This window comes from Actinoplanes sp. KI2 (genome assembly GCF_025630775.1).
Classification (GTDB): domain Bacteria; phylum Actinomycetota; class Actinomycetes; order Mycobacteriales; family Micromonosporaceae; genus Actinoplanes.
Map to the genome: position 1 here is coordinate 1 of NZ_JAOSZE010000075.1, position 20,722 is coordinate 20,722.

The 20,722-nt window shown below is 72.6% G+C and carries 15 protein-coding genes; 3 read left to right on the forward strand and 12 right to left on the reverse strand.

The features are described from left to right. Positions 1 to 76: 76 nt before the first annotated feature. Together ODJ79_RS44240 and ODJ79_RS44245 are read right to left on the reverse strand one after the other, a co-directional pair. On the reverse strand, positions 77 to 3,346 hold the full coding sequence (locus tag ODJ79_RS44240) for a TIM-barrel domain-containing protein (RefSeq protein WP_263029742.1): 3,270 nt from the start codon (positions 3,344 to 3,346) through the stop codon (positions 77 to 79). A gap of 123 nt (positions 3,347 to 3,469) precedes the next feature. Further along, positions 3,470 to 4,963: a cellulase family glycosylhydrolase gene (locus ODJ79_RS44245; RefSeq protein ID WP_263029743.1), complete on the reverse strand. Its 1,494-nt coding sequence runs from the start codon at positions 4,961 to 4,963 to the stop codon at positions 3,470 to 3,472. Between the two features lie 86 nt (positions 4,964 to 5,049). Between ODJ79_RS44245 and ODJ79_RS44250 the strand changes: the two genes are divergently transcribed. Both ODJ79_RS44250 and ODJ79_RS44255 read left to right on the forward strand, forming a co-directional pair. Continuing rightward, positions 5,050 to 5,835 (forward strand): alpha/beta fold hydrolase, encoded by a 786-nt coding sequence (locus tag ODJ79_RS44250; RefSeq protein ID WP_263029744.1) that lies wholly within the window; start codon positions 5,050 to 5,052, stop codon positions 5,833 to 5,835. 52 nt (positions 5,836 to 5,887) lie between these two features. After that, a complete protein-coding gene (locus tag ODJ79_RS44255) occupies positions 5,888 to 7,096 on the forward strand; it encodes a helix-turn-helix domain-containing protein (protein WP_263029745.1) in 1,209 nt (402 codons plus the stop codon). Here the strand turns inward: ODJ79_RS44255 and ODJ79_RS44260 are convergent. Then, positions 7,093 to 7,845, reverse strand: a complete 753-nt coding sequence (locus tag ODJ79_RS44260) for a DeoR/GlpR family DNA-binding transcription regulator (RefSeq protein WP_263029746.1) — start codon at positions 7,843 to 7,845, stop codon at positions 7,093 to 7,095. The two genes, ODJ79_RS44255 and ODJ79_RS44260, sit on opposite strands and share 4 nt — an antisense overlap. Before the next feature lie 59 nt (positions 7,846 to 7,904). On the opposite strand from ODJ79_RS44260, the gene ODJ79_RS44265 reads away from it, so the two are divergent. Next, a complete protein-coding gene (locus ODJ79_RS44265) occupies positions 7,905 to 8,588 on the forward strand; it encodes an NUDIX domain-containing protein (RefSeq protein WP_263029747.1) in 684 nt (227 codons plus the stop codon). On the opposite strand, the gene ODJ79_RS44270 is transcribed toward ODJ79_RS44265, so the two are convergent. The 9 genes from ODJ79_RS44270 to recN form a co-directional block, all read right to left on the reverse strand. Next, positions 8,554 to 9,150, reverse strand: coding sequence for an NUDIX domain-containing protein (locus tag ODJ79_RS44270; protein WP_263029748.1), 597 nt, complete (start codon positions 9,148 to 9,150; stop codon positions 8,554 to 8,556). The genes ODJ79_RS44265 and ODJ79_RS44270 overlap by 35 nt on opposite strands. Next, positions 9,147 to 10,835, reverse strand: coding sequence for a CTP synthase (locus ODJ79_RS44275; protein WP_263029749.1), 1,689 nt, complete (start codon positions 10,833 to 10,835; stop codon positions 9,147 to 9,149). The genes ODJ79_RS44270 and ODJ79_RS44275 overlap by 4 nt, the downstream gene beginning before the upstream one ends. 145 nt (positions 10,836 to 10,980) lie before the next feature. Continuing rightward, positions 10,981 to 13,152 carry a hypothetical protein gene (locus tag ODJ79_RS44280; protein WP_263029750.1) on the reverse strand — a complete coding sequence of 724 codons (2,172 nt, stop codon included), beginning with the start codon at positions 13,150 to 13,152 and terminating at the stop codon, positions 10,981 to 10,983. After that, positions 13,149 to 14,252, reverse strand: a complete 1,104-nt coding sequence (locus tag ODJ79_RS44285) for a glycosyltransferase family 4 protein (RefSeq protein WP_263029751.1) — start codon at positions 14,250 to 14,252, stop codon at positions 13,149 to 13,151. The genes ODJ79_RS44280 and ODJ79_RS44285 overlap by 4 nt, the downstream gene beginning before the upstream one ends. A 17-nt stretch (positions 14,253 to 14,269) precedes the next feature. Then, positions 14,270 to 15,835: a murein biosynthesis integral membrane protein MurJ gene (gene murJ, locus ODJ79_RS44290; RefSeq protein ID WP_263029752.1), complete on the reverse strand. Its 1,566-nt coding sequence runs from the start codon at positions 15,833 to 15,835 to the stop codon at positions 14,270 to 14,272. Beyond that, positions 15,832 to 16,635 (reverse strand): hypothetical protein, encoded by an 804-nt coding sequence (locus tag ODJ79_RS44295; protein WP_263029753.1) that lies wholly within the window; start codon positions 16,633 to 16,635, stop codon positions 15,832 to 15,834. Before ODJ79_RS44295 ends, murJ begins: the two co-directional genes overlap by 4 nt. A 25-nt stretch (positions 16,636 to 16,660) precedes the next feature. After that, entirely contained in the window at positions 16,661 to 17,596 is a 936-nt protein-coding gene (locus ODJ79_RS44300) for a copper transporter (protein WP_263029754.1), read from the reverse strand. Between the two features lie 20 nt (positions 17,597 to 17,616). Further along, the gene (gene steA / locus ODJ79_RS44305) at positions 17,617 to 18,795 is read right to left on the reverse strand and encodes a putative cytokinetic ring protein SteA (protein WP_263029755.1); all 1,179 of its coding nucleotides are present in this window, start codon (positions 18,793 to 18,795) and stop codon (positions 17,617 to 17,619) included. Positions 18,796 to 18,948: 153 nt separating this feature from the next. Beyond that, the gene (recN, locus tag ODJ79_RS44310; protein WP_263029756.1) at positions 18,949 to 20,670 is read right to left on the reverse strand and encodes a DNA repair protein RecN; all 1,722 of its coding nucleotides are present in this window, start codon (positions 20,668 to 20,670) and stop codon (positions 18,949 to 18,951) included. Between the last annotated feature and the right edge of the window lie 52 nt (positions 20,671 to 20,722).

A 20,722-nucleotide genomic window follows, 5' to 3' on the forward strand; every position in this document is an offset into this window, starting at 1 on the left:
GACCAGACACGGCCCACGAGAGACCAGACACGGCCCACGAGAGACCAGACACGGCCCACGAGAGGCCAGGGGTGGCCTACGGGACTGTGAAGCTGAATGTGTAGGGCTTTTGGATGGGGACGCTTCCGCCGCCGGTGCTGCTGATGTTGGCGACCGTGGCTGTGTAGGTGCCGGCGGGGAGTGCCTCGGAGGGGGTCCAGGTCAGGACGCCCGGGGTTGTTTCGGCTACCGTGCCGGCGGTGGGGCCGAAGACGCCGGTCACCACGATGGCGTTGGCGAAGTCGGTGGCGGTTGGCTGGATGTCGCGCTGGAAGTGGACGGTGACCGCGGAGGCGCTGCTGGTCGTGGAGACCACGAGCGGGTCGCGCCAGTACTGGATCGCCAGGTGGAAGTCGGACGCGCCGGTGCCCCACGCGGTGGAGGTGTCGTCGACGACCATGGTCTGGGTGATGCCGCCGTCGACGACCACGTCCCGGTTGTTGGTGCCGGTGATCGTGCCCCAGTCCTCGACCGTCTCCCACGTGCCGCGGGTGTACTTGTACTGGATGTCGGTGCCGTCGAGCACGCTGACGGTCGCCTCCCAGATGCCGTTGCCGCGGTTGGTCATGGCGACCTTGCCGGGGTCCCACGGCCCCAGCTGGTCGATGTTGCCCGGCACGTACAGGGTGGCGTCCGGCGGCGTGCCCGGCGGGGCGAGCACCCGGAAGGTGACCGCCACCGGGCGGATGGGCACGGTGAGCGCCGCGGGCACGCTGGTCGCGGTGCCGTCCGGGTTCTTGTACGCGACGTGGGCGATCACCGCCGCGGTGCGCGGCGAGTCACCGGCGGGCGTCACGTCGTAGGTGACCGTGAACGTCGCCCCGGCCGCCAGCGAGGACGTGCGCGTGCTGGTCTTCGGCTTGATCACCCAGCCGGCCGGGGCCTCGACACCGGCGTCGACGTCGCGGATGGTGCCCGGCCCGGCGTTGTGGACGGTCGTGACCAGGCGGCTGGTGGCGCCGGACTGCAGGCCGTCGGGCGCCTCGAAGCCGACCTCGACGGCCGGCTGCTGGGCGATGGTCAGCGGGTTGCCGTCGTGGGTCACGGTGACGGACCGCCCGCTCGGTGTCGCCGGCACGGTCACGCTCAGCAGGTGTTTCGCCGAGTCGTAGGAGAACGGAGCCCGGCGCCCGCCCACGGTGACCGTGTGCGGCCGGCTCACCCCGGCGAAGGCGACGGTGTAGCCGCGCGCCGCGGGGGCCCCGGGGTAGCTGCCCTGGGCCGCGCCGACGGTCAGCGACGAGGTGTGGCCCTCGTGGTAGCGGACCGGAATCTGCTGGTACTGCCCCTGCTGGTAGCCGAGCCCGTCCCCGGCGTCCTGGTAGACCGAGGTCACCCCGTCGGCGTGCGGGTAGGCGGTGAGGGTCAGCCGGTCCTTCGGCTGGTTGGCGACGTTCGCCGTGCCGGGCGCTTGCGCCACGATCCCGCCGGCGCGCACGTAGACCGGCATGTGGTCGGGGGTGGCGCCGACGGTGCGGGTGGCCGGGCCGCGGAAGGTGGCGCCGGTGAAGAAGTCGGTCCAGACGCCGGGCGGGAACCACACCGACGTGGTGGTGGACAGGCCCGGGGTGGTGACCGGCGCGACCAGCAGCGAGTCGCCCAGCAGGTACTGCGTGTCGTGCCGGTAGGCCTCGGTCAGCTCGGGCCACTGCAGGTAGAGCGCGCGGGCCATCGGCAGGCCGGTGTCGTAGCTCTGCCGGGCCGCGGTGTACAGATAGGGCACCAGCGACTCGCGCAGGCGCAGGAAGTCGGCGGCCGGCCCGCTGACCGCGCCGGAGTATTCCCAGGGCAGCCGGTCGCCATGGTCGGAGTGCAGCCGCAGGATCGGCTGGAACGCGCCGAGCTGCACCCAGCGCAGGTACAGGTCGTCGGGCAGGTGCTTGCCGGCGAAGCTGCCGATGTCGTGGCTGACGTAGGGCTCGCCGATGCTCGCGCCCTCGGCCGGGGTCATCCTCGCCGCGAAGGCGAGGGTCGCGAAGTCGGGCCGGGTGTCGCCGGTGAAGTGGACGGTGCTGCGGTGCTCGGCCCACGGGCCGGAGCCGCCGGGCACCGTGTACGCCGGGTAGGACGCGCCGATCCGGGCGAGGGAGAAGCCGCGCCGGCCGCGGGCGTCGCCGTCGCGTTTGTACAGCTCGTTGACCCAGCTGTCGGCGGTCAGGCCGGGCATGCTGACGCCGCTGTCGTCGCAGCAGTAGTCCAGCCACCACTGCTGCACGCCCTGCGCCTCGAACGGGTCGTGCAGCTGCTCGTAGGCGGCGGCCTGGTCGGCGTCGCTCCAGTCGAACTTGTACGGGTTGGGCGCGAAGCTGCTGGCCGCCGGGACCAGCTTGTTCTTGGCGCGGGCCTGGGCGGCGGCGAACTGCGGGTCGTCGCCGCTGATCGCGGCGTGCACGTTGAGCGTCGCGTTGATGCCCTGCTGTTTCAGCTCGGCCAGGAACTGCTGCGGGTCGGGGAACAGGCTCGCGTTCCAATTCCAGCCGGCCCAGGAGTTGGGCGCCTTCCAGTCGGTGTCGATCACCAGGTTGTCGAGCGGCACGTTGTGCTGCTTGAAAGCGGGCAGCAGCGTGTTGCGGTAGTCGCTGGTGCTGTACGCCTGGTACTTCGAGAACCAGGTGCCGAAGGCCCACTCCGGCGGCAGCAGCGAGGGGCCGGTGAGCGTGCGCAGGTCAGCCAGGCCGCGCTGGTAGTCGTGGCCGTAGCCGAACAGGTAGCCGTCCTGGTAGGCGCCGGTGTGCGCGGGCCGCGGGACGAGCCAGTCGTCGCCGGTGCGCAGCGCGGTGGCGGTGTCGTCCAGCAGGTACCACCCGCCGCGGTTCAGCATGCCGGGGTGCAGGGTGAGCTGGTCGACCGGGCCGGCCTGGCCGGCGTAGTAGTCGAGCCCCCGATACCACCCGCCGAGCGTGTCGTCGCGGGCCGGGGTGCCGAAGGCGGGGTGCACGCTGGTGCGCTTGCCGGCCACGGTGAGGTCGAGGGTGGTGTTGGCGGCGGTGACCGGGCCGCTGCCGAGCTGGTAATGCAGGGTCACCGCGCCGGTGTCGACGCGCAGCTCACCGTTTTGCGTGGACGCCCGGAACCAGGTGGGCCAGGGGGACCGGTCGACGGCGTTGAAGGTGGCGCGATCCTCGAAGGAGTCGTTGGCGGCGTACTCCAGGCGCAGCAGCGTCGGGCTCAGCACCTGGACGCGCAGGTGCTCCACCCGTACACACTGACCTTTGATCTGAGCCGGAAGCGGTGCAGCCAGCGCGGCCCCCGGGATCAAGACGAGGCCGAGCAGGAACGTCAGGAAAACGGCGACGCGCTTGACCATGACGACCCCCGATCGGGTTGAGCTCCCGTCACACAGTGGAGTCTTCCCCAGGGGCGGAGTCAATAGCGGCGCGTCGATATGGGACAAACGCCCGGGTCCGCGGACCCGGGCGTCGCCAACACGTCAGTTCGAGACCGAGGCCAGGCGGCTCTTGAGGCCCTGGCCGTAGTTGGTCGCGGTGCCGTTGTAGTCGCTGATCAGCGACGGGCCGCTCGAGCAGTCCCAGGTGTTCCAGGTCCAGCCGAGGTAGCCGATGCCGTGCGCGTCGGCCCAGTTCATCAGCCCGTCGACGAAGCCGTGCGCGCAGTCGTTCTCGCCGATCTCGGTGAGCGAGACCGGCACGGTCTGCGCGGTGGTGCCGATCTGGCTGTCCCAGCAGGACGTGTTCGAGCAGGTGTTGAAGTTGTAGATGTGCGCGAACGCGGCCAGGTTGCCGGTCGAGTCGGTCGGCTTGTAGGTCAGCCACTGGCTCAGGTTGTTCGAGTACGCGAGGCCGCCGATCATGATGACGTTGGTGGCGCCGGTCGCCCGGACCGTGTTGACCAGCGACTGGAAGCCGGCCACCTGGTAGGTGATGCCGGTGCAGGTGCCGCCGTCGCGCCAGCACTTCCAGCCGGACGTCTCGTCGCCGGTGGCCCGCTCCGGGTAGGGCTCGTTGAACAGGTCGAAGATCACCGCGTTGGTGCCCTTGAAGGCGTTCGCCACGCCGGTCCAGAACGAGGGGGCGTACTGCGCGTCGGGCATCGGCTTCTGGCAGGTCGCCTTGACGTCGGAGCAGCCGGCCGAGTTGCCGGTGTACTGGCCGTAGCTCCAGTGCATCTCGACGATCGGCGTGATCCCGTTCTGGACGAGCAGGTTCACGTACGTCTTGACCTGGTTCTGATAGGCCGTTCCGCCGTACGCGGCGGGCACGTCGGAGGTGCCCAGCCAGCACTCCTCGTTGAGCGGCACCCGCACCGCGCGGATCTTCCAGGTGCGCATCGTGGTGATCGAGGCCTGGTCCATCGGCCCGTCCCAGAAGCCGTTGCCCTGGATGCAGGCGAACTCGCCGCCGGAGCGGTTGACGCCGTAGAGCTTGACGGTCGCGCCGGTGGACGCGTTGACCAACTTGTTGCCGGAGACTTTGAGAGAAGGGGCGGCGCCCGTGGCCGGCGGCGTGGTGGGTGGCGTCGTCGGGGCGGTCGTCGGCGGTGTGGTGGTGGTCGTGCCGCCGGTGCACGTCACGCCGTTGAGCGTGAAGGTGGTGGGCACCGGGTTGGTGCCCGACCAGGCGCCGAGGAAGCCGACCGAGGTGCTCGCGTTGGTGGCCAGCGAGCCGTTGTAGGACATGTTGGTGACGGTCACGTGCTGGCCGGACTGGGTGAAGGTGCCGTTCCAGCCCTGGCTGACCTTCTGCGTGGTGGTCGGGAAGTCGAAGCCGAGCGTCCAGGAGGAGATCGCGTCGCCGAGGTTCGTGATCGCGATGTCGCCCTGGAAGCCGCCCTGCCAGGAGCCGGTGACCTGGTAGGTGACGGAACAGCCGGTGGTGGCCGCGGACGCCGGGGACAACGTCGCGGCCAGCGTCCCGGTGGCGACCGTGCAGACGGCCGCGGCCAGGGCCAGGGATCGGAGTCTCATGTGGGTGAGCCAATCGATGGGTGACGATATGGGAGCGCTCCCAGATTTACCCTCGCCGACATCGTTGTCAAGCTATGCTCGGCGGCATGGCAGATTCCGTCGTCTCCCGCCCCGATGCCGACCTCGCCTACCACCTCGAGGGCGCCGGCCCGCTGGTCGGCCAGTCGCACGGCCTGTTCTTCAGCCGGGCCGCCGAGGACGCGGCCGGCCTGATGGACCTGCGGCCGCTGCTGGCGGAGCGGCGCCTGCTGCGCTATGACGCCCGCGGCCACGGCCGGTCCGGCGGCGGTCCGGATCCCGCTTCGTACACTTGGGACGCGCTGGCCGACGACCTGATCGCGGTCGCCGACGAGGTGCGCGGCGGCGAGCCGGTCGACTGGATCGGGCAGTCGATGGGCACCGGCACCCTGCTGCACGCCGCGGTCCGCTCCCCCGAGCGGTTCCGCCGGCTGGTCCTGCAGATCCCGCCGACCACCGGCGAGACCCGCGAGGCAGCCCGCGACATGTATCGCCAAGGCGCCGACTTCGTGGAGACCAAAGGCAAGGACGCTTGGGTACGCGGCATGCAGCAGTTCGGCGTACCCGAGATCTTCGCCGACGTCCCGTCCTACCGGTACGACCCCGACGTGCGCGGCGAGATGCTCCCGTCGGTGCTCCGCGGCGCCGCCCTCACCGACCTGCCGCCCACCGAGGCGCTCGCGACGCTGACCCACCCCACCCTGATCCTGGCCTGGGAGTCCGACCCGGTGCACCCGGTCTCCACGGCGGAGTATCTGGTGAAGACCCTGCCGGACGCGCGCCTGCACGTCTCGTCCACCTCGGCCGACGTACGCACGTGGCCGGCCCGGGTCGCCGAGTTCCTCCGCTCGTGAACCGGTGCGAGCATGTACCACCGGATGATCGGAGCGGGGTTACCGTTCCGGCGTGACTCCACGACCGACTGCCGACCCCACCATCGGGGAGCGGATCCGGGTCCGCCGCCTGCTGCGTGGGTGGAGCATCCGGTACGCCGCAAGCCGGGCCGGTGTCTCCCATGCGACCTGGAGTCGCATCGAACGGGGGCGGCAGGCGGCGGACAACCGGTTCACCCTCGCGGACATGGCGGCGGCCCTGGAGTGCTCGCCGGACGAGCTCGCCGGCGGCCCGACGCCGGCCGGGGACCGGGCGGCGGCGGCCGCGCTGGCCGGGCTGCGCGGGATCCGGCAGGCGCTGGTCGACATCGACCTGACCGAGCCGGGCCTGACGATCGGGCCGCCGGTCGCCGAGCTCGCCGCGGCGGTCGAGTTGCTCGGCACGCTGCTGGACGGGTGCGACTACGCCGGTGCCGCCCGGCTGCTCCCCGGCCTGCTGCGTGACCTGCACGCCGAGACCGCCGGGCCGGACCGGGAGCGGGCGCTGCGGCTGCTGTGCGACGCCGCCTTCAACGCGTCCACGCTGCTGCGTAACCTCGGCCACCCGGCGGAGGCGTGGCTCGGCGCCGAGCGCTGCCGGGACGCGGCCGACGCCGCCGGCGATCCGGTGCTGCGGGCGTACGCGGCCTACTCGATGGCGAACGCGGCCCGGTCGTGCGGCTCCCACCAGCGGGCGCTGACGATCGCCGAGCGGGCCGTCGACGACCTGCGGAGGCACCTGAGCCGGCCGGGGGCGGCGGAGATGGCGGGCACGCTGCACCTCATCTGCGCGTCCGCGAGCCGTGGCCGCGACCGGATCGACGACAGCCGGAGCTGGACGGCGCAGGCCGTCGCGCTCGCCCGGCGCACCGGCGAGACCACCACGCTGGGCATGTACTTCGGCCCCACCAACGTGGACCTCTGGCGGATCAACATCGAGGTCAATCAGGGGGACCCCGCCCGCGCCGTGGAGATCGCCCGGCGCGCCAACCCGGCCGCCATCGCGGCCGGCCTGCGCCAGGTCTTCTACTACACGGACACCGCGCGGGCGCTGGCCAAGCTGGGCGGCAAGGATCGGGAGGCGATCCGTTTGCTGCTCACCGCCGAGCGCCTCGCCCCGCAGCACGTGCACACCTCGGCCGACGCCTCGGCGACCGTGCGCACGCTGCTGGAGCGTTCCAGCCGGCGGGCGGGCGGCAGTGAGCTGCGCGGCTTGGCCGAGCGGATGCGCCTGACCTCCTAACGGAGCACCGGAACGCCGATCTCGGCGAGACGCAGCACCTCGGCGTCGTCCGCCGGTACGTCCGCGATGACTCCGGCCACCTCGGACAGCGGTAGCACGACGAATGGCGAGGCCGCCCCCACCTTCTCCGCGCTGGCCAGCACGTACGTCTCGGCAGCACGGGCGGCCAGCGCCCGCTTCATCGCCGCCTCGTCCGGGTCGCCCGTGGTCAGCCCGGCTCGATGGTGGACACCCGTCACACCGAGGAAAAACAGGTCGGCGTTGATTCGGCCCGCCGCCTCGACCGCGGCCGCCCCGCACGCCACCGCCGAATGCTTGAACAACCGGCCGCCCAGCAGGTACACGTCGACCGTCGGATGCGCGACCAGCGCCGCGGCCACGGTCGGGCTGTGCGTGACGATCGTCGCCGACAGATCGGGCGGCAGCGCCGCGGTCACCGCCAGCGCCGTCGTCCCGCCGTCCAGCAGCACCGTGCTCCCCGGCTCGATCAGCGCCACGGCTGCCGCGGCCACCCGCCGCTTGCTCTCCGCCGCCACCGAGACCCGGGTCGCGTAGTCGGCCGCTGCCGGTGCGGCCGGCAGCGCTCCCCCGTACACCCGCTGGCAGAGCCCCGCCGCGGCCAGATCCCGCAGGTCTCGCCGGATGCTGTCCTCGGCGATGCCGATCTCGGCGGCGATGTCCTTGGCGACGACCTTGCCGTCGACCCGGAGCCGAGCCAGCAGGAAGTCGCGTCGCTCGGCGGCCAGCATGCGTGTTTCTCCTCATTATTGTCGACTGTTGCGCGTTTTGCAGTGTACGGTCGGCGATCATGACGACACCAGGGATCGACGTGCCCGACGCCCGCGGACGCACCGGCCTCGACCGGACCGGCCGGGACCTGACCGGCAACCCGGACGTCGTGATCCGCGACGTGGAGCTGCTGGCCGCCGCCTGGCACGTGCTGCGCCGCACCACGTTCGACTACCGGCACGCCGACGGGCGCTGGACGCGGGAGCAGCGCGAGACGTACGACCGCGGCGACGGCGCCACGATCCTGCTGTACGACCCGGCCCGGCGCACCGTGCTGCTCACCCGGCAGTTCCGCTACCCGGTCTACGTGAACGGCCACCCGGACGGCATGTTCGTCGAGACCGCCGCCGGCCTGCTGGACGACGACGACCCGGCCGACGCGATCCGCCGCGAGGCCGCCGAGGAGCTGGGCGTCGAGGTCGGCGACCTCGAGCACGTCTTCGGTGCCTGGATGAGTCCCGGCTCGATCACCGAGCGGCTGCACTTCTACGCCGCGCCCTACTCCCCCGCGTCGCGCACCGCGGCCGGCGGCGGCGTGGCCGACGAGGGCGAGGACATCGAGGCGGTCGAGCTACCCTTCGACGAGGCCCTCGCCCGGATCGCCGACGGCCGGATCGCCGACGCGAAGACCATCATGCTGCTGCAGTGGGCGGCCCTGAGCGGCCCGTTCAGGGCTCCGGCGTCGCCACCGGCCGCAGGGTAGCCCAGCCCTCGTCCCGGGCACGGGCGGCGGCGAGCAGCCCGCCGACCGCCGCCGCGTTGGTGATCTCGCCCCGGAAGACCATGGCGACCGCCTCGTCGAGGTCGATCCGGCTGACCTCCAGGTCGGCCTCCTCGTCGGTGCGCTCGTGCCGCTCGGCGTCCGGCACCGGGGTCAGCTCACGCGCCAGGAAGATCCGGATGATCTCGTCGGTGAAACCGGGCGACGTGTGCAGGTCGATCAGCAGGTCGTACCGGGCGGCGATGAGGTCCGCCTCCTCGGCCAGCTCCCGGGCGGCGCCCGCGACCAGGTCTTCCCCGTCGACGTCGCGCAGCCCGGCCGGCAGCTCCCACAGGTACCGGCCGACCGCGTGCCGGTACTGCTTGATCAGCACCACCCGGTCCAGGTCGTCGATCGCGAGGACGCCGACCGCGCCCTTGGCGGCCACCACGTCCCGGCCGGCCGGGCGGCCGCTGGACATGGTGACCTGGTCGGTGCGGACCGTGAAGATCGGGCCGTGGTACCGGTACTCCTGGGACAGCGTCTCGTGGGCGAATGCGGTCACGACGGGTCCACGACGACCGGCAGCTCGTCCGCGGCCGCGTACTGAACGGCCGCCTTGATCAGGCCGTCGAAGAGCGGGTGCGGCCGGGTGGGGCGGCTCTTCAGCTCCGGGTGGGCCTGGGTCGCCACGAAGTACGGGTGGGTCGCCCGGTCCAGCTCGATGAACTCGACCAGCCGCCCGTCCGGGGAGGTGCCGGAGAAGACCAGCCCGGCCTGGGCCAGCTTCTCCCGGTAGTCGTTGTTCACCTCGTACCGGTGCCGGTGCCGCTCGGAGATCTCGGTGGCGCCGCCGTACGTCTCGGAGATCACGGAGTCCGCGGCGAGCACCGCCGGGTACGCGCCCAGCCGCATCGTGCCGCCCAGGTCGCCCTTGCCGGCCACGATGTCCTCCTGGTCGGCCATCGTCGAGATCACCGGGTACGGCGCGCGCTCGTCGAACTCGAGGGAGTTGGCGCCGGCCAGCCCGGCCAGGTTCCGCGCGGCGTCGATCGTCATGCACTGCAGACCCAGGCAGATGCCCAGGATCGGCAGCTGGTTCTCCCGGGCGTACCGGGAAGTGTTGATCTTGCCTTCGATGCCGCGGACGCCGAACCCGCCCGGGATGACGATGCCGTCGACGCCCTTGAGGGCCGCGGCGGCGCCCGCCGTGCTCTCGCAGTCGTCGCTGGGCACCCAGCGGATCTGGATCTTGACATTGTTCGCGAAACCGGCGGCGCGGATGGCCTCGCTCACCGACAGGTACGCGTCCGGCAGGTCGACGTACTTGCCGACCAGCGCGATCGTGATGGTCCGCTTCGGGTGGTGCACCCGGTGCAGCAGGTCGTCCCAGGTGGACCAGTCGACGTCGCGGAACGACAGGCCGAGCCGGCGCACCACGTACGCGTCGAGGCCCTCCCGGTGCAGCACCTTGGGGATGTCGTAGATGCTCGGCGCGTCCGGGCAGGCGATGACGGCCTCGCGGTCGACGTCGCAGTAGAGCGCCAGCTTGTGCTTGAGCTTCTCGGGGATCTCCCGGTCGCTACGGCAGATCAGCGCGTCCGGCTGGATACCGATGTTGCGCAGCGCCGCCACCGAGTGCTGGGTCGGCTTGGTCTTCAGCTCGCCCGACGGCGCCAGGTAAGGCACCAGCGACACGTGCAGGTAGAACACGTGGTCGCGGCCGACCTCGTGGCGCACCTGGCGGATCGCCTCGAGGAACGGCAGCGACTCCATGTCGCCCACCGTGCCGCCGACCTCGGTGATCACGACGTCCGGCACCCGGCCCGACTCGTCCGGGTCGGCCATCGCAAAGATCCGGCTCTTGATCTCGTTGGTGATGTGCGGGATGACCTGCACGGTGTCGCCCAGGTACTCGCCGCGCCGCTCGCGCGCGATGACCGTCGAGTAGACCTGCCCGGTGGTCACGTTCGCCTTGCCGGACAGCGCCCGGTCGAGGAACCGCTCGTAGTGGCCGACATCCAGGTCGGTCTCGGCGCCGTCCTCGGTGACGAAGACCTCACCGTGCTGGAACGGGTTCATCGTGCCGGGATCGACGTTGAGATAGGGGTCGAGCTTCTGCATGACGACCCGCAGTCCGCGCGCGGTCAGAAGATTACCGAGGCTCGAGGCGGTGAGGCCCTTGCCCAGCGAGGAGGCGACGCCCCCGGTGACGAAAATGTGCCGCGTGTCGCGCACTGATGAGGCCAACGCCCGCTCCCGTGGTTTGTCTGTAGCCGGACATGCAGACCGGGGCGCGAGGCCCCATCCACGGGAGTCCACCGTAACACCTGGGGACGGGGACGTACGTCCGGGCCGCTCCCAGCGTGTGTCCGCGGCGCGGTTACGGCAACCGCTAAGTGATCTTCGCCGGATTTGCGAAGTCGGTCTTGCGCAGCAGCGGCCCGCCCGGCCCGTCCGTCTCGCCCTCCGGCCGGGTCCGATCGGCGGCGTGCAGCAGCACCCGCAGCGCGACCAGCACCGCGGTCGGCACGGCCGCCGCGGCGGCGGCCCCGGCCACGGTCAGCGCCGATCCGCCGAGCACCCCGGCGATCATCGCGGTCACGGTCACCCCGGCGCCGGCCGCGCGGATCGCCGGATGCAGTCCGAACAGGCGGTTCAGTCCGCCCCACGGCGAGAACAGGCAGAAGGCCAGCATCACCGCGCCGATCACGGCCAGGATCGTCAGCGGGCTGGCCAGCAGGGTCTCGCCGTTGCCGGCGGCCACCCGCTGCAGGTCCGGGCCGGCGCTGCCGTCGCCGAGCGCGGACAGGAACCGGCCGAGGCTGCCCTGCTCGAGCTCGGGACGGCGCAGGTCGACCACCGCGAAGCCGATGGTCACCGCGAGCCCGGCCAGCGCGGCCCAGGCGAACCGGGTGAAGGTGAGCCAGCCACCCGTGCTCATCGCGGCGGCCACGCACACCCCGGCGGTGACCGCGATCGCGCCGATCGGGTCCGCACCCAGATAGGGGCTGCCGACCATGACCACGCCGAGCCCGCCGAGCAGCACGAAGATCAGCGGCCGGTACGCCTTGGCCACCCACTGGGCGAGGCACCCGGCCAGCACGAGCAGCCCGGTCACGAACACGCCGAGGCCGACCCCGCCGACACCCGCGTACCGGCCGCCGGTGATCGCCGAATAGCCGGCCACCCCGTTCAACTGCAACTGCGCGCCGGTGAGCAGGTCGAGGCCGACCACCACCGCGCCGCACGCGGCGACCGCGGCCATCGGCCACAGGGTGCTCCGGTACCGCGGCGCCAGGCGGACGGCGGCGGTGCCCGCCACCACCAGCGCGCCGGTGACCAGCCCGAAGATCCACGCCGGATGCTCGGCGCGCCACCACGGCGACGCGTCGGCCAGCAGCGCGGCCGGGATGGTCAGGGCGGTGGCGATCAGCGCCAGCTCGACCGCCTCGACCACGCGCGGCGAAGGCAGCGCCCGGCCCCGCGGACCGCTGTGCCGCCGGGCCCGCACCATGACCGGGACGATCAGCGCGTACAGCACGAACTGGAGGATCGCCAGCACGGTGAAGAAGATGGTGGCGACGCCGCGCTGGGCGCCGGCCCGCTGGTCGGCGTTGTGCGAGCCGCGCACCGCGTCAGGCAGGTTGCCGGGTTTGCCCGGCACGACGGTGGCGGAGCGCCCGGCGAACAGCTTCTCCGGCACGCTCTTGCCGAGCGCGGTGAGGATCGTCGGGGCCAGGTCGATCAGCTGCAGGTAGCCGTCGCGGCCGGTGCCGGCCGAGGTGAGCCAGCCGCCGTTCCAGCCCTCCCCCTCGGCGATCGCCACGTGCAGCCGGGACGAGCGGTCGGTGTCCGAGACGCCGGCGACCAGCAGCAGCGACCGCTCCGGGCGGGCCGCGACGATCCGGGCCAGGGTGGCGTCGGCCCGCTCGACCAGGGCCGCGCGGGCCGGACCGGAGCCGGTGATCGTGCCGAGGTCGACGAAGCTGAGCAGGCAGTCGGCGAGCAGGCTCTTCGGGTCGGCGGGCAGCTCGGCCCGGTACTTGTCGACCCGGCCGAACGGGCGGGCCGCCGCGATCGCACCGCCCGGGCCGACCGCGGTCGTGCACCGCACCGATTCGGCGAGCGCACCGGGCACCGCACCGTACGGCAAACGGTCTTGATTGTTCTGCACGATGTTGCGCTGGTTGGCGATGTTCGCGCCGATCGTGTCCGGCTGGTCGAGATCGGGCGCGGGCGGGTCGCAGCGGCCGGCGTCGGCCGAGGCCCGCGGGTACGCCGCGTAGTTGCCGGCACCGACCGTGACCCAGCCGTCGGACGGGCAGGTGACCCGTTGCGCCGAGCGCACCGACAGCCAGCCGATCGAGCCCTTGCTCGCCTCCCGCCACAGCTGCGGGGTGCGCTGCGGGTCGAGGTCGTCCCAGCGCAGCCCGGCCGCGCCCGCCACGATGACGTAGTCGACCGTGCTCTGCGGCGCGCCACCGACCGGCCGCACCGCGAGGCCGGCGAGACTGGCCGCCACGGCGAGCAGGACCAGCGCGTACGGGATCCAGATCCGCCTCATACCCGAGCCGTCACCTCGCCGTAGACGGCCCGCACGGCCGCCACGGTCTCCTCCTCGGTGGGCCAGGTCGCGGCCCGCGCCGGCCCCCGGGCCGCGTAGTCGGCCCGCAGGCCGGGGTCGGCCAGCATCCGCCGTACCGCCTCGTCCAGCGCGTCCACGTCGCCCGGCGGGATCAGCAGCGCCGCGTCGCCGACCAGCCCCGGCACCCCGCCGACGGCCGTGGCGATCAGCGGCGTCCCCGCGGTCAGCGCCTCCTGCGCGAACAGCTGCCGCGCCTCCCAGTCGCTGGTGACCACCGCGAGGTCGGCGCCGGCCAGCAGGTCGGGCACGTCCGAGCGGCGGCCGAGCAGGTGGAACGGCGCGTGCCGCTCGGACGACTGCTGGGCCAGGGACATGTAGCTCGGCCCGGAACCGGCCACCACGACGACCGGCGCCGGGGACAGCTCACGCCACCGGGCGGACGCGTCGATCAGCAGGTCGTACCGCTTCTGCGGGTGCAGCCGGCCGACCGAGAGGATCAGCGGCGCGCCCGGCGCCAGCCGGAACTCGGCGCGCACCGCGGCCTTGGTGCGCTTGGCCGCGGCGAGCCTGGGCGCGGCGACCGGGCCGAGCCGGGCATCCCGGGCGCCGAGGCTCCGGGCCCGGGCGACCAGGTCGTCGGAGGCGCCGAGGGTGACCGTGGCGCTGCGCGCGACGATCCGCTCGACCAGCGCGGACGCCTGCCCGCGCAGGCCCTTGGCGAGCACCGAGTTGTGCCACGTGACGATCAGCGGGACGCCGGGGCGGGCCAGGCCGGCGACCAGGCCGGCGCGCAGGCCGTGCGCGTGCACGACGTCGATCGGGCGGGCGGCGAGGGCGGCGCGCAGCGCGCGGACCGCGCCGGCGTCCTGGGCGCCCGGGTTGGCCGGGATCTCGACCGCGGTGAACGCGACGCCGGCCGCGGTGAAGCCGAACAGCTCGTCGGTGGCGGCCGGCCCGCAGACCAGCACCTCGCAGCCGGCCGCGTGCAGGCCACGGGCCAGCGAGGCGACGTGCTGCCCGATCCCGCCGGTGCTCGAGGCGAGCGCGAGAGCCACCGAGCCACGCCATCGGTCGTCCACGGAACCGAAACCCCCTTTCAGCCGCGCCGCCGCAACCGGGCGACCAGCACACTGACATCACGTCGATCGAGGGCGAACGCCACCGCTCCGAACACGGCCAGCACGGCGAGCCCGCCCAGAATGCCCTGCGCCAGGCTGCCCGCCACGCTGGGCCGGGCACCGGCCAGGTGTCCGATTCCGGTCACCACGCCGTACCCGGCAGCCGCGGCGACTCCCGCGGCAACGATACCGACGGTGGCGGCCCGGGCCAGCCCGGCCAGGGCCCGGGGGCCGGCGATCCGGCGCACAGCCAGCACCAGCAGCACCCCGATCACGGTCATCCCGGCCGCGTTGGCCAGCCCGAGGCCGAGCACCTGCCGCTGGTGGGGCAGGGCGGCGAAGGCGAGCGCGGTGATGGCGGCCACAACCCAGCCGGCGGCGGTGGAGGCGGCCGCGGCCCGGGTGGCGCCCCGGGCGTACAGGGCCCGCGACAGCAACGCGAACAACGCGTAGCCGAACAGGCCGGGGGCAAAGCCGGCGATCCCGGGGGCCGCGCTGCCCGCGTTGATCAGGTACGCGGCCGGGCCGGCCAGCGCCGCGAGGGCGGCGGCGCCCAGGCCCGCGGCCAGCATCACGGTCCGGGCGGTGGCCGACAGTGATCTGGCGTACGCGTCCTCGTCGCCGCGCGCCGCCGCGGCCGACAGCGAGGGGTAGACCGCGGTGGCCAGCGGCACCGCGAGCACCGCCCAGGGCAGCAGGAAGATCGTCTGCGCGGTGATGTAGAGCGTGTAGCCGCTGTCGGTCAGCAGCGCGAGGGCGACGATCGCGATCAGCTGCTGGGAGCCGACGGTCACCCCGCCGGCCCAGCCCAGCCGGGCCGCCTGCCGCCCCTCACCGCCGGGGAAGCGCAGCGTGGGCCGCAGCCGCAGGCGCAGCTTGCGCAGCGGGACGAGCAGGCAGAAGGCGAGCACCACCACGCCGATCGTGGTGCCGACCGACAGGACGAGCTCACCGGTGCGGGTGAGGCCGCGGAAGTCGCTCTCCGCGCCGTCCACCGCGGCGTACGTCAGGTACGCGGCCATCACGGTGACGCTGGACAGCAGCGGCGCGAGCACCGGCCAGGCGAACCGGTGGTGGGCCTGCAGGACGCCGGTGAGCACGATGCCGATCCCGTACAGCGGCAGCTGCGGGGCGAAGACGTGCAGCATGCTCGCGGCGGTCGCCTGGTGATCGGCCGGCACGTGCGGGAGCAGCCCGGCGATCGGCCCGGCCAGCAGACCGACCAGCAGCGCGATCGGCACGAGCAGCACCAGCACCCAGGTGAGCAGCGCAGAGGTGACGGCGTTGACCCGGTCCCGGTCCCCGGCCGCGACGTGCCCGGCCAGCAGCGGCACCACGAGGCTGGCCAGGGCGCCGCCGGCGACCAGCTCGAAGACGATGTTCGGGATCGTGTTGGCGGCGTTGTAGATGTCGGCAAGGTCATGCTTGCCGACGGTGTGCAGGAAGACGAAGGTCCGGGCAAATCCGGCGATCCGGGCAACCACCGTCAGGACGGTGATGAGCGCCGCGGCCCCGGCGACCTTTCGCGCGGTGGTCGCCGTCACGCGGGACGGCGGCCCAGCTCGTCCAGCCGCCGCAGCCATGGCGTGTCCTGGATGACCTTCGTGTAGCTGACCCTCTCGCTCGCCGCGGTGAGCCCGGCCAGGGCGCCGAGGGCGAGCAGCCGCGTCGCGGTGCCGCTGCGGGCGGTCAAGGCGACACCGAGCAGCGCGCCCATCGCGTTCGCTCCCGCGTCGCCGACCATGATCTCCTCGCCGAGGTCCTCCGGCAGCAGCGCGGCGGCGGCGCCCATCGTCCCGGCCGCGACCCCGCCGCCGACCGGCACGCCGATCGCCAGCCCGGCCTTGATCGCCCGGCCGGGCCGCAGGTCGAGCAGGTTGACGAAGTTCGCCATCCCGGCGATGACCCCGGCGCCCAGGAGCACGTCGGCCGTACGTCCTAGGAGGCTAGTTCGCTTGCTCCCGATCATCGCCGAGGCCACCAGCCCCGCCGCCCCCACTCCGGCGATCTTCACGAGCCCGCTGGTGACCTGCCCCTCGCGGAGCGCGCCGAGGTGCCCGGCGAAGCCCTTCACGGCCCGGTCACCGGAGACGTCGTCATAGAAGCCGACCGAGCCGGAGGTGACGCCCGCGACGACGGAGGCCGCGGCGACCCGCACCGAGGGGGCGCCCGCGACGGCACCGACCGTGGCGCCGAGCGCCAGCGCCGGCCCCCCGGCGAGCGACACCGTGCGGCCGTGGAAATTCGTCCGTTCGAGAGCGCCGGCCCGCTGGTCGCGGCGGATCCAGCCGAGCGCGGCACGGGCGGCGGAGGCACCGACGCCGAAGGACCTCAGGACAGCCATGGCAGGGAAGTGTAAAGACCGACCGCTAGGTTGCGGGCTTCGGCACCAGCGACGTCGCCCCGGCACCCAGGCCGTACTGACCGACCCGGTTCTGCACCATCCGCTCGGCGGTGACCACCGCGGTCGCCACCTGACCCTGCGCGGTGCTCGCGTTGTCGACCGTGGAGATCTCCTTGACCAGCGTCGGGTCGCTGCGCACGCCGGAGATCAGGTTCCCGTCGCCGACCGAGACACCGGCCACCACCAGCGGCTTGTTCTTGCCGAACTGGGTGGCCATGGTCACCGCGGACTGGTTCTTCTTGGCCGCGTCCTTGTCGGTCGGCGGCTCGCCCGAGACGATCACCGCACCCTCCGCGCCACCGACGGCCCCGCCCCCGACGGCGAGATAGCCCTGCTTCGTGTACGCCGTGAGCAGAGCCGCCACGTCGTCCGCGCTCGCCTGCGTCGCACCGACCCGCTGCAGCAGCCCGAGCGCCAACTGCGCGCTGGCCGTCTCCACCCCGTCCGAGTTCAGCGGCAGCCCCTCCATCGGGATGGTCGGCTGCGACGACTGGCCGGCGAGATCCAGCAACTCGTACGTGTTGTTGGGGTCGAAGAACTTGTCCTGCACGGTGATCTTCGCGGTGACCGTGGCGCCCGCCACCTTGAGCATCGAGATCACGCCGTCGGCGAACTGGGCCGTGTTCGGCAGCGCGACCACCACGATCTTGCGCCCGGCGAGCTGGTTGTTCAGGTAGGCCGGGGCGATCTGGGTGGCGAAGTCCTGATTCTTGTTCAGCTCGTCGCGGTATTGGTTGATCTGGTCGCGCTTGTTGCTGTTGTCCTTGCTGAGCGCGCTGATCTGACCCTTGAGGCTGTCCGCCACCGGCCCGTTGAGCGCGGCGGTGCCCACGACCAGGCCGATGGCCAGGGCCAGGAAAACCGCGGTGAGCGACACCACGTGATACCGGAAGTTGATCACAACGAATGCCTCGACGATTTCTAGAAAAGGTGGCCCAGCTGGAAGACCAAATTGTCCCACCACTCGGAAACCACGGTGAGATACGCCTTCCCGATGGTGGAGACCGCCACCGCCGAGGCCATCGCCGCCACCGCGGAGAGCACGAGCAACAGTAGCGCCGAGCCGGAGATGTTCTGCCGGTAGAGCCGGCTGACCCCCTTGGCGTCGACCAGCTTGCCGCCCACCTTGAGCCGGGTCAGGAACGTCGAGGCCATGCCGCCGCGACCCTTGTCGAGGAACTCGACCAGATTGGCGTGGGTGCCGACCGCGACGATCAGCGTGGCGCCCTTCTCGTCGGCCAGCAGCATCGCCAGGTCCTCGCTGGTGGCCGCGGCGGGGAAGGTCAGCGCCGGCACGTCGAGCTTGGCGACCCGTTCGAGGCCGGGAGCGCGGCCGTCCGGGTACGCGTGGACGACCACCTCGGCGCCGCAGCGCAGCACGTCGTCGGTGACCGAGTCCATGTCCCCGATGATCATGTCGGGGGTGTAGCCGTTCTCGACCAGCGCGTCGGCCCCGCCGTCCACGCCGATCAGCACCGGCTTGTACTCGTGGATGTAGGGCCGCAGGACGTCCAGGTCGTCCTTGTAGTCGTAGCCGCGCACCACGATCAGCACGTGCCGGCCCGCGATCTTCGTGCTCACCTCGGGCACCCCGACGCCGTCGAGCAGCAGGTCGCGTTCCTGCTTGAGGTAGTCCATGGTGTTCGCGGCGAACGCCTCGAGCTGCACCGACAGGCCCTCGCGCGCGTCGGCCATCGAGGCGGCCACGGTCTCCGAGTCCTGCCGGACGCCGGTGGCGACCGGCTCGCCGGCCAGCAGCACGATGTCGTTCTCGATGGTGACCAGGTCACCCTCGTGCAGCCGCTCGAACACCTCCTCGCCGAGGTCGTCGACGAGCAGCACGCCGTTCTTGACCAGCACCTCGGGGCCGAGGTTCGGGTACCGGCCGGAGATCGACGGCTTGGCGTTGAGCACGGCGGCCACCCCGGCCGCGACCAGCGCGTCGGCCGCGACCCGGTCGATGTCGACGTGGTCGATCACGGCGATGTCACCCGGGCGCAGCCGGCCGGTGAGCCGCTTGGTGCGGCGGTCGAGGCGCGCGGTGCCGGTGACCGCCTCGGGATCGAGGTCGCGGGCACGGCGCAAGGTGGGAAGTCGCATCCCGGCCATCCTGACATGCCGGATCACACGTCTGGCACGCGACATGCGCGATCTCACCTACAAAAAGGGACAAATCGCCCCCGCTAGTTCCGGACCTCATTCTGCCACGTTCGAGCCACCGAGATCAGCCCCGATTCCTCCCGGAACCGCAGGTCAGCCGCGCTTCTCCCGGCCGGCCACCGCCAGCAGCTCTTCCGCGTGCGCGATGCCCAGGTCGGAGTCGGGCAGACCGGCCAGCATGCGGGACAGCTCGCGGGCCCGCTCGGTCTCCTCCACGATCCGCACCCCGCTCGTGGTGATCGCGCCGCCGGTGTCCTTCGCGACCACCAGATGCCGGTCGGCGAACGCGGCCACCTGCGGCAGGTGGGTGACCACGAGCACCTGGTGGGTGCGGGCGAGCCGGGCCAGCCGGCGGCCGATCTCGACCGCGGCCTGTCCGCCGACACCGGCGTCGACCTCGTCGAAGACCAGGGTGGGCGGGCCGCCCGCGCCGGCGAAGACCACCTCGATGGCGAGCATCACCCGGGACAGCTCGCCGCCGGACGCGCCCTTCTGCAGCGGCAGCGACGGCGCACCCGGGTGGGCCAGCAGCCGCAGCTCCACCTCGTCGGCGCCGTCCGGCCCGAGGGCGAGGTCGCCGGCCCGCGGGACCACCGCAACCTCCACCTTCGCGTGCGGCATGGCCAGCCCCGTGAGCTCGACGCTGACCGCCTCGGAGAACCGGCCGGCCGCCTCGACCCGGGCCGCCGTGAGGCGCTGGGCGAGCTCGCCGACCTGGGCCTCCAGCCGCTGACGCTCCTTGTCCAGCTCGTCCAGCAGCTCGTCGGAGGTGTCCAGCGCGGCCAGCCGGGAGCGGGCGTTGTCGGCCCAGGCGATCACGCCGTCGACGTCGTCCGCGTACTTGCGGGTCAGCCCGCGCAGTGCGGCCCGGCGCTCGTAGATCTCCTCCAGCCGGGCCGGGTCGGCATCCAGCGAGCTCAAATACGCCGACAGCTCGGACGCGACGTCGCCGACCAGGGTGGCCGCCTCCTCGATCCGGGCGGCCAGGTCGCTCAGCGACTGGTCGACCGAGGACTGTGCCTCCAGCGTCCGGCGAGCCAGCCCGAGCAGCTGGGCCGCGTCGGGGGCGTCGTCGGTCGCCTCGACGCCCGAGGCGAGCGCCTGCGCCGCCGTGGCCGCGGCCACCCGCAGCCCCTCGGCGTGCTCGAGGCGCTGCACCTCGGCGCGCAGCTCCTCGTCCTCGCCGGGCTGCGGGTCGACCCGGCTGATCTCGTCGAGGCCGAGCTTGAGCAGGTCGGCCTCCTGCGAGCGGGCGCGCGCGTTGCGCCGCCGGTCGGCCAGGTCGTCGACCACGGCGCGCCAGCGTGCGAACGCCTCGCGATAGGTCTCCAGCAGCTTCTCGTGCTCGGGGCCGGCGAACCGGTCGAGCGCGGCACGCTGCTCGGCCGGGCGCAGCAGCCGCAGCTGGTCGGACTGGCCGTGCACGGCGAGGACCTGCTCGCCCACCTCGGCCAGCATCGCGACCGGCATGCTGCGGCCGCCGACGTGCGCGCGGGACCGGCCCTCGATCGTCACCGTGCGGCTGAGCAGGATCGAGCCGTCGTCGTCGACCTCGGCGCCGGCCTCGGTGATCCGGGTCTGCACCGCATCGGCCAGCGCGCCCCTGAGGCGCAGCCGGCCCTCGACGACCGCGCGGCCCGGGTCGGCGCGCACCCGCCCGGCGTCGGCCCGCCCGCCGAACAGCAGGCCCAGTCCGGTCACGACCATCGTCTTGCCCGCACCGGTCTCACCGGTGATGACGTTCATCCCGCCCGTCAGCTTCAGCGTCGTGTCGTCGATGACGCCGAGACCGGTGATCCGCAACTCCTCCAGCACAGGGCAGACAGTAACGGTGCCCACCGACAATTGCCCACCGCGGATCCCACGA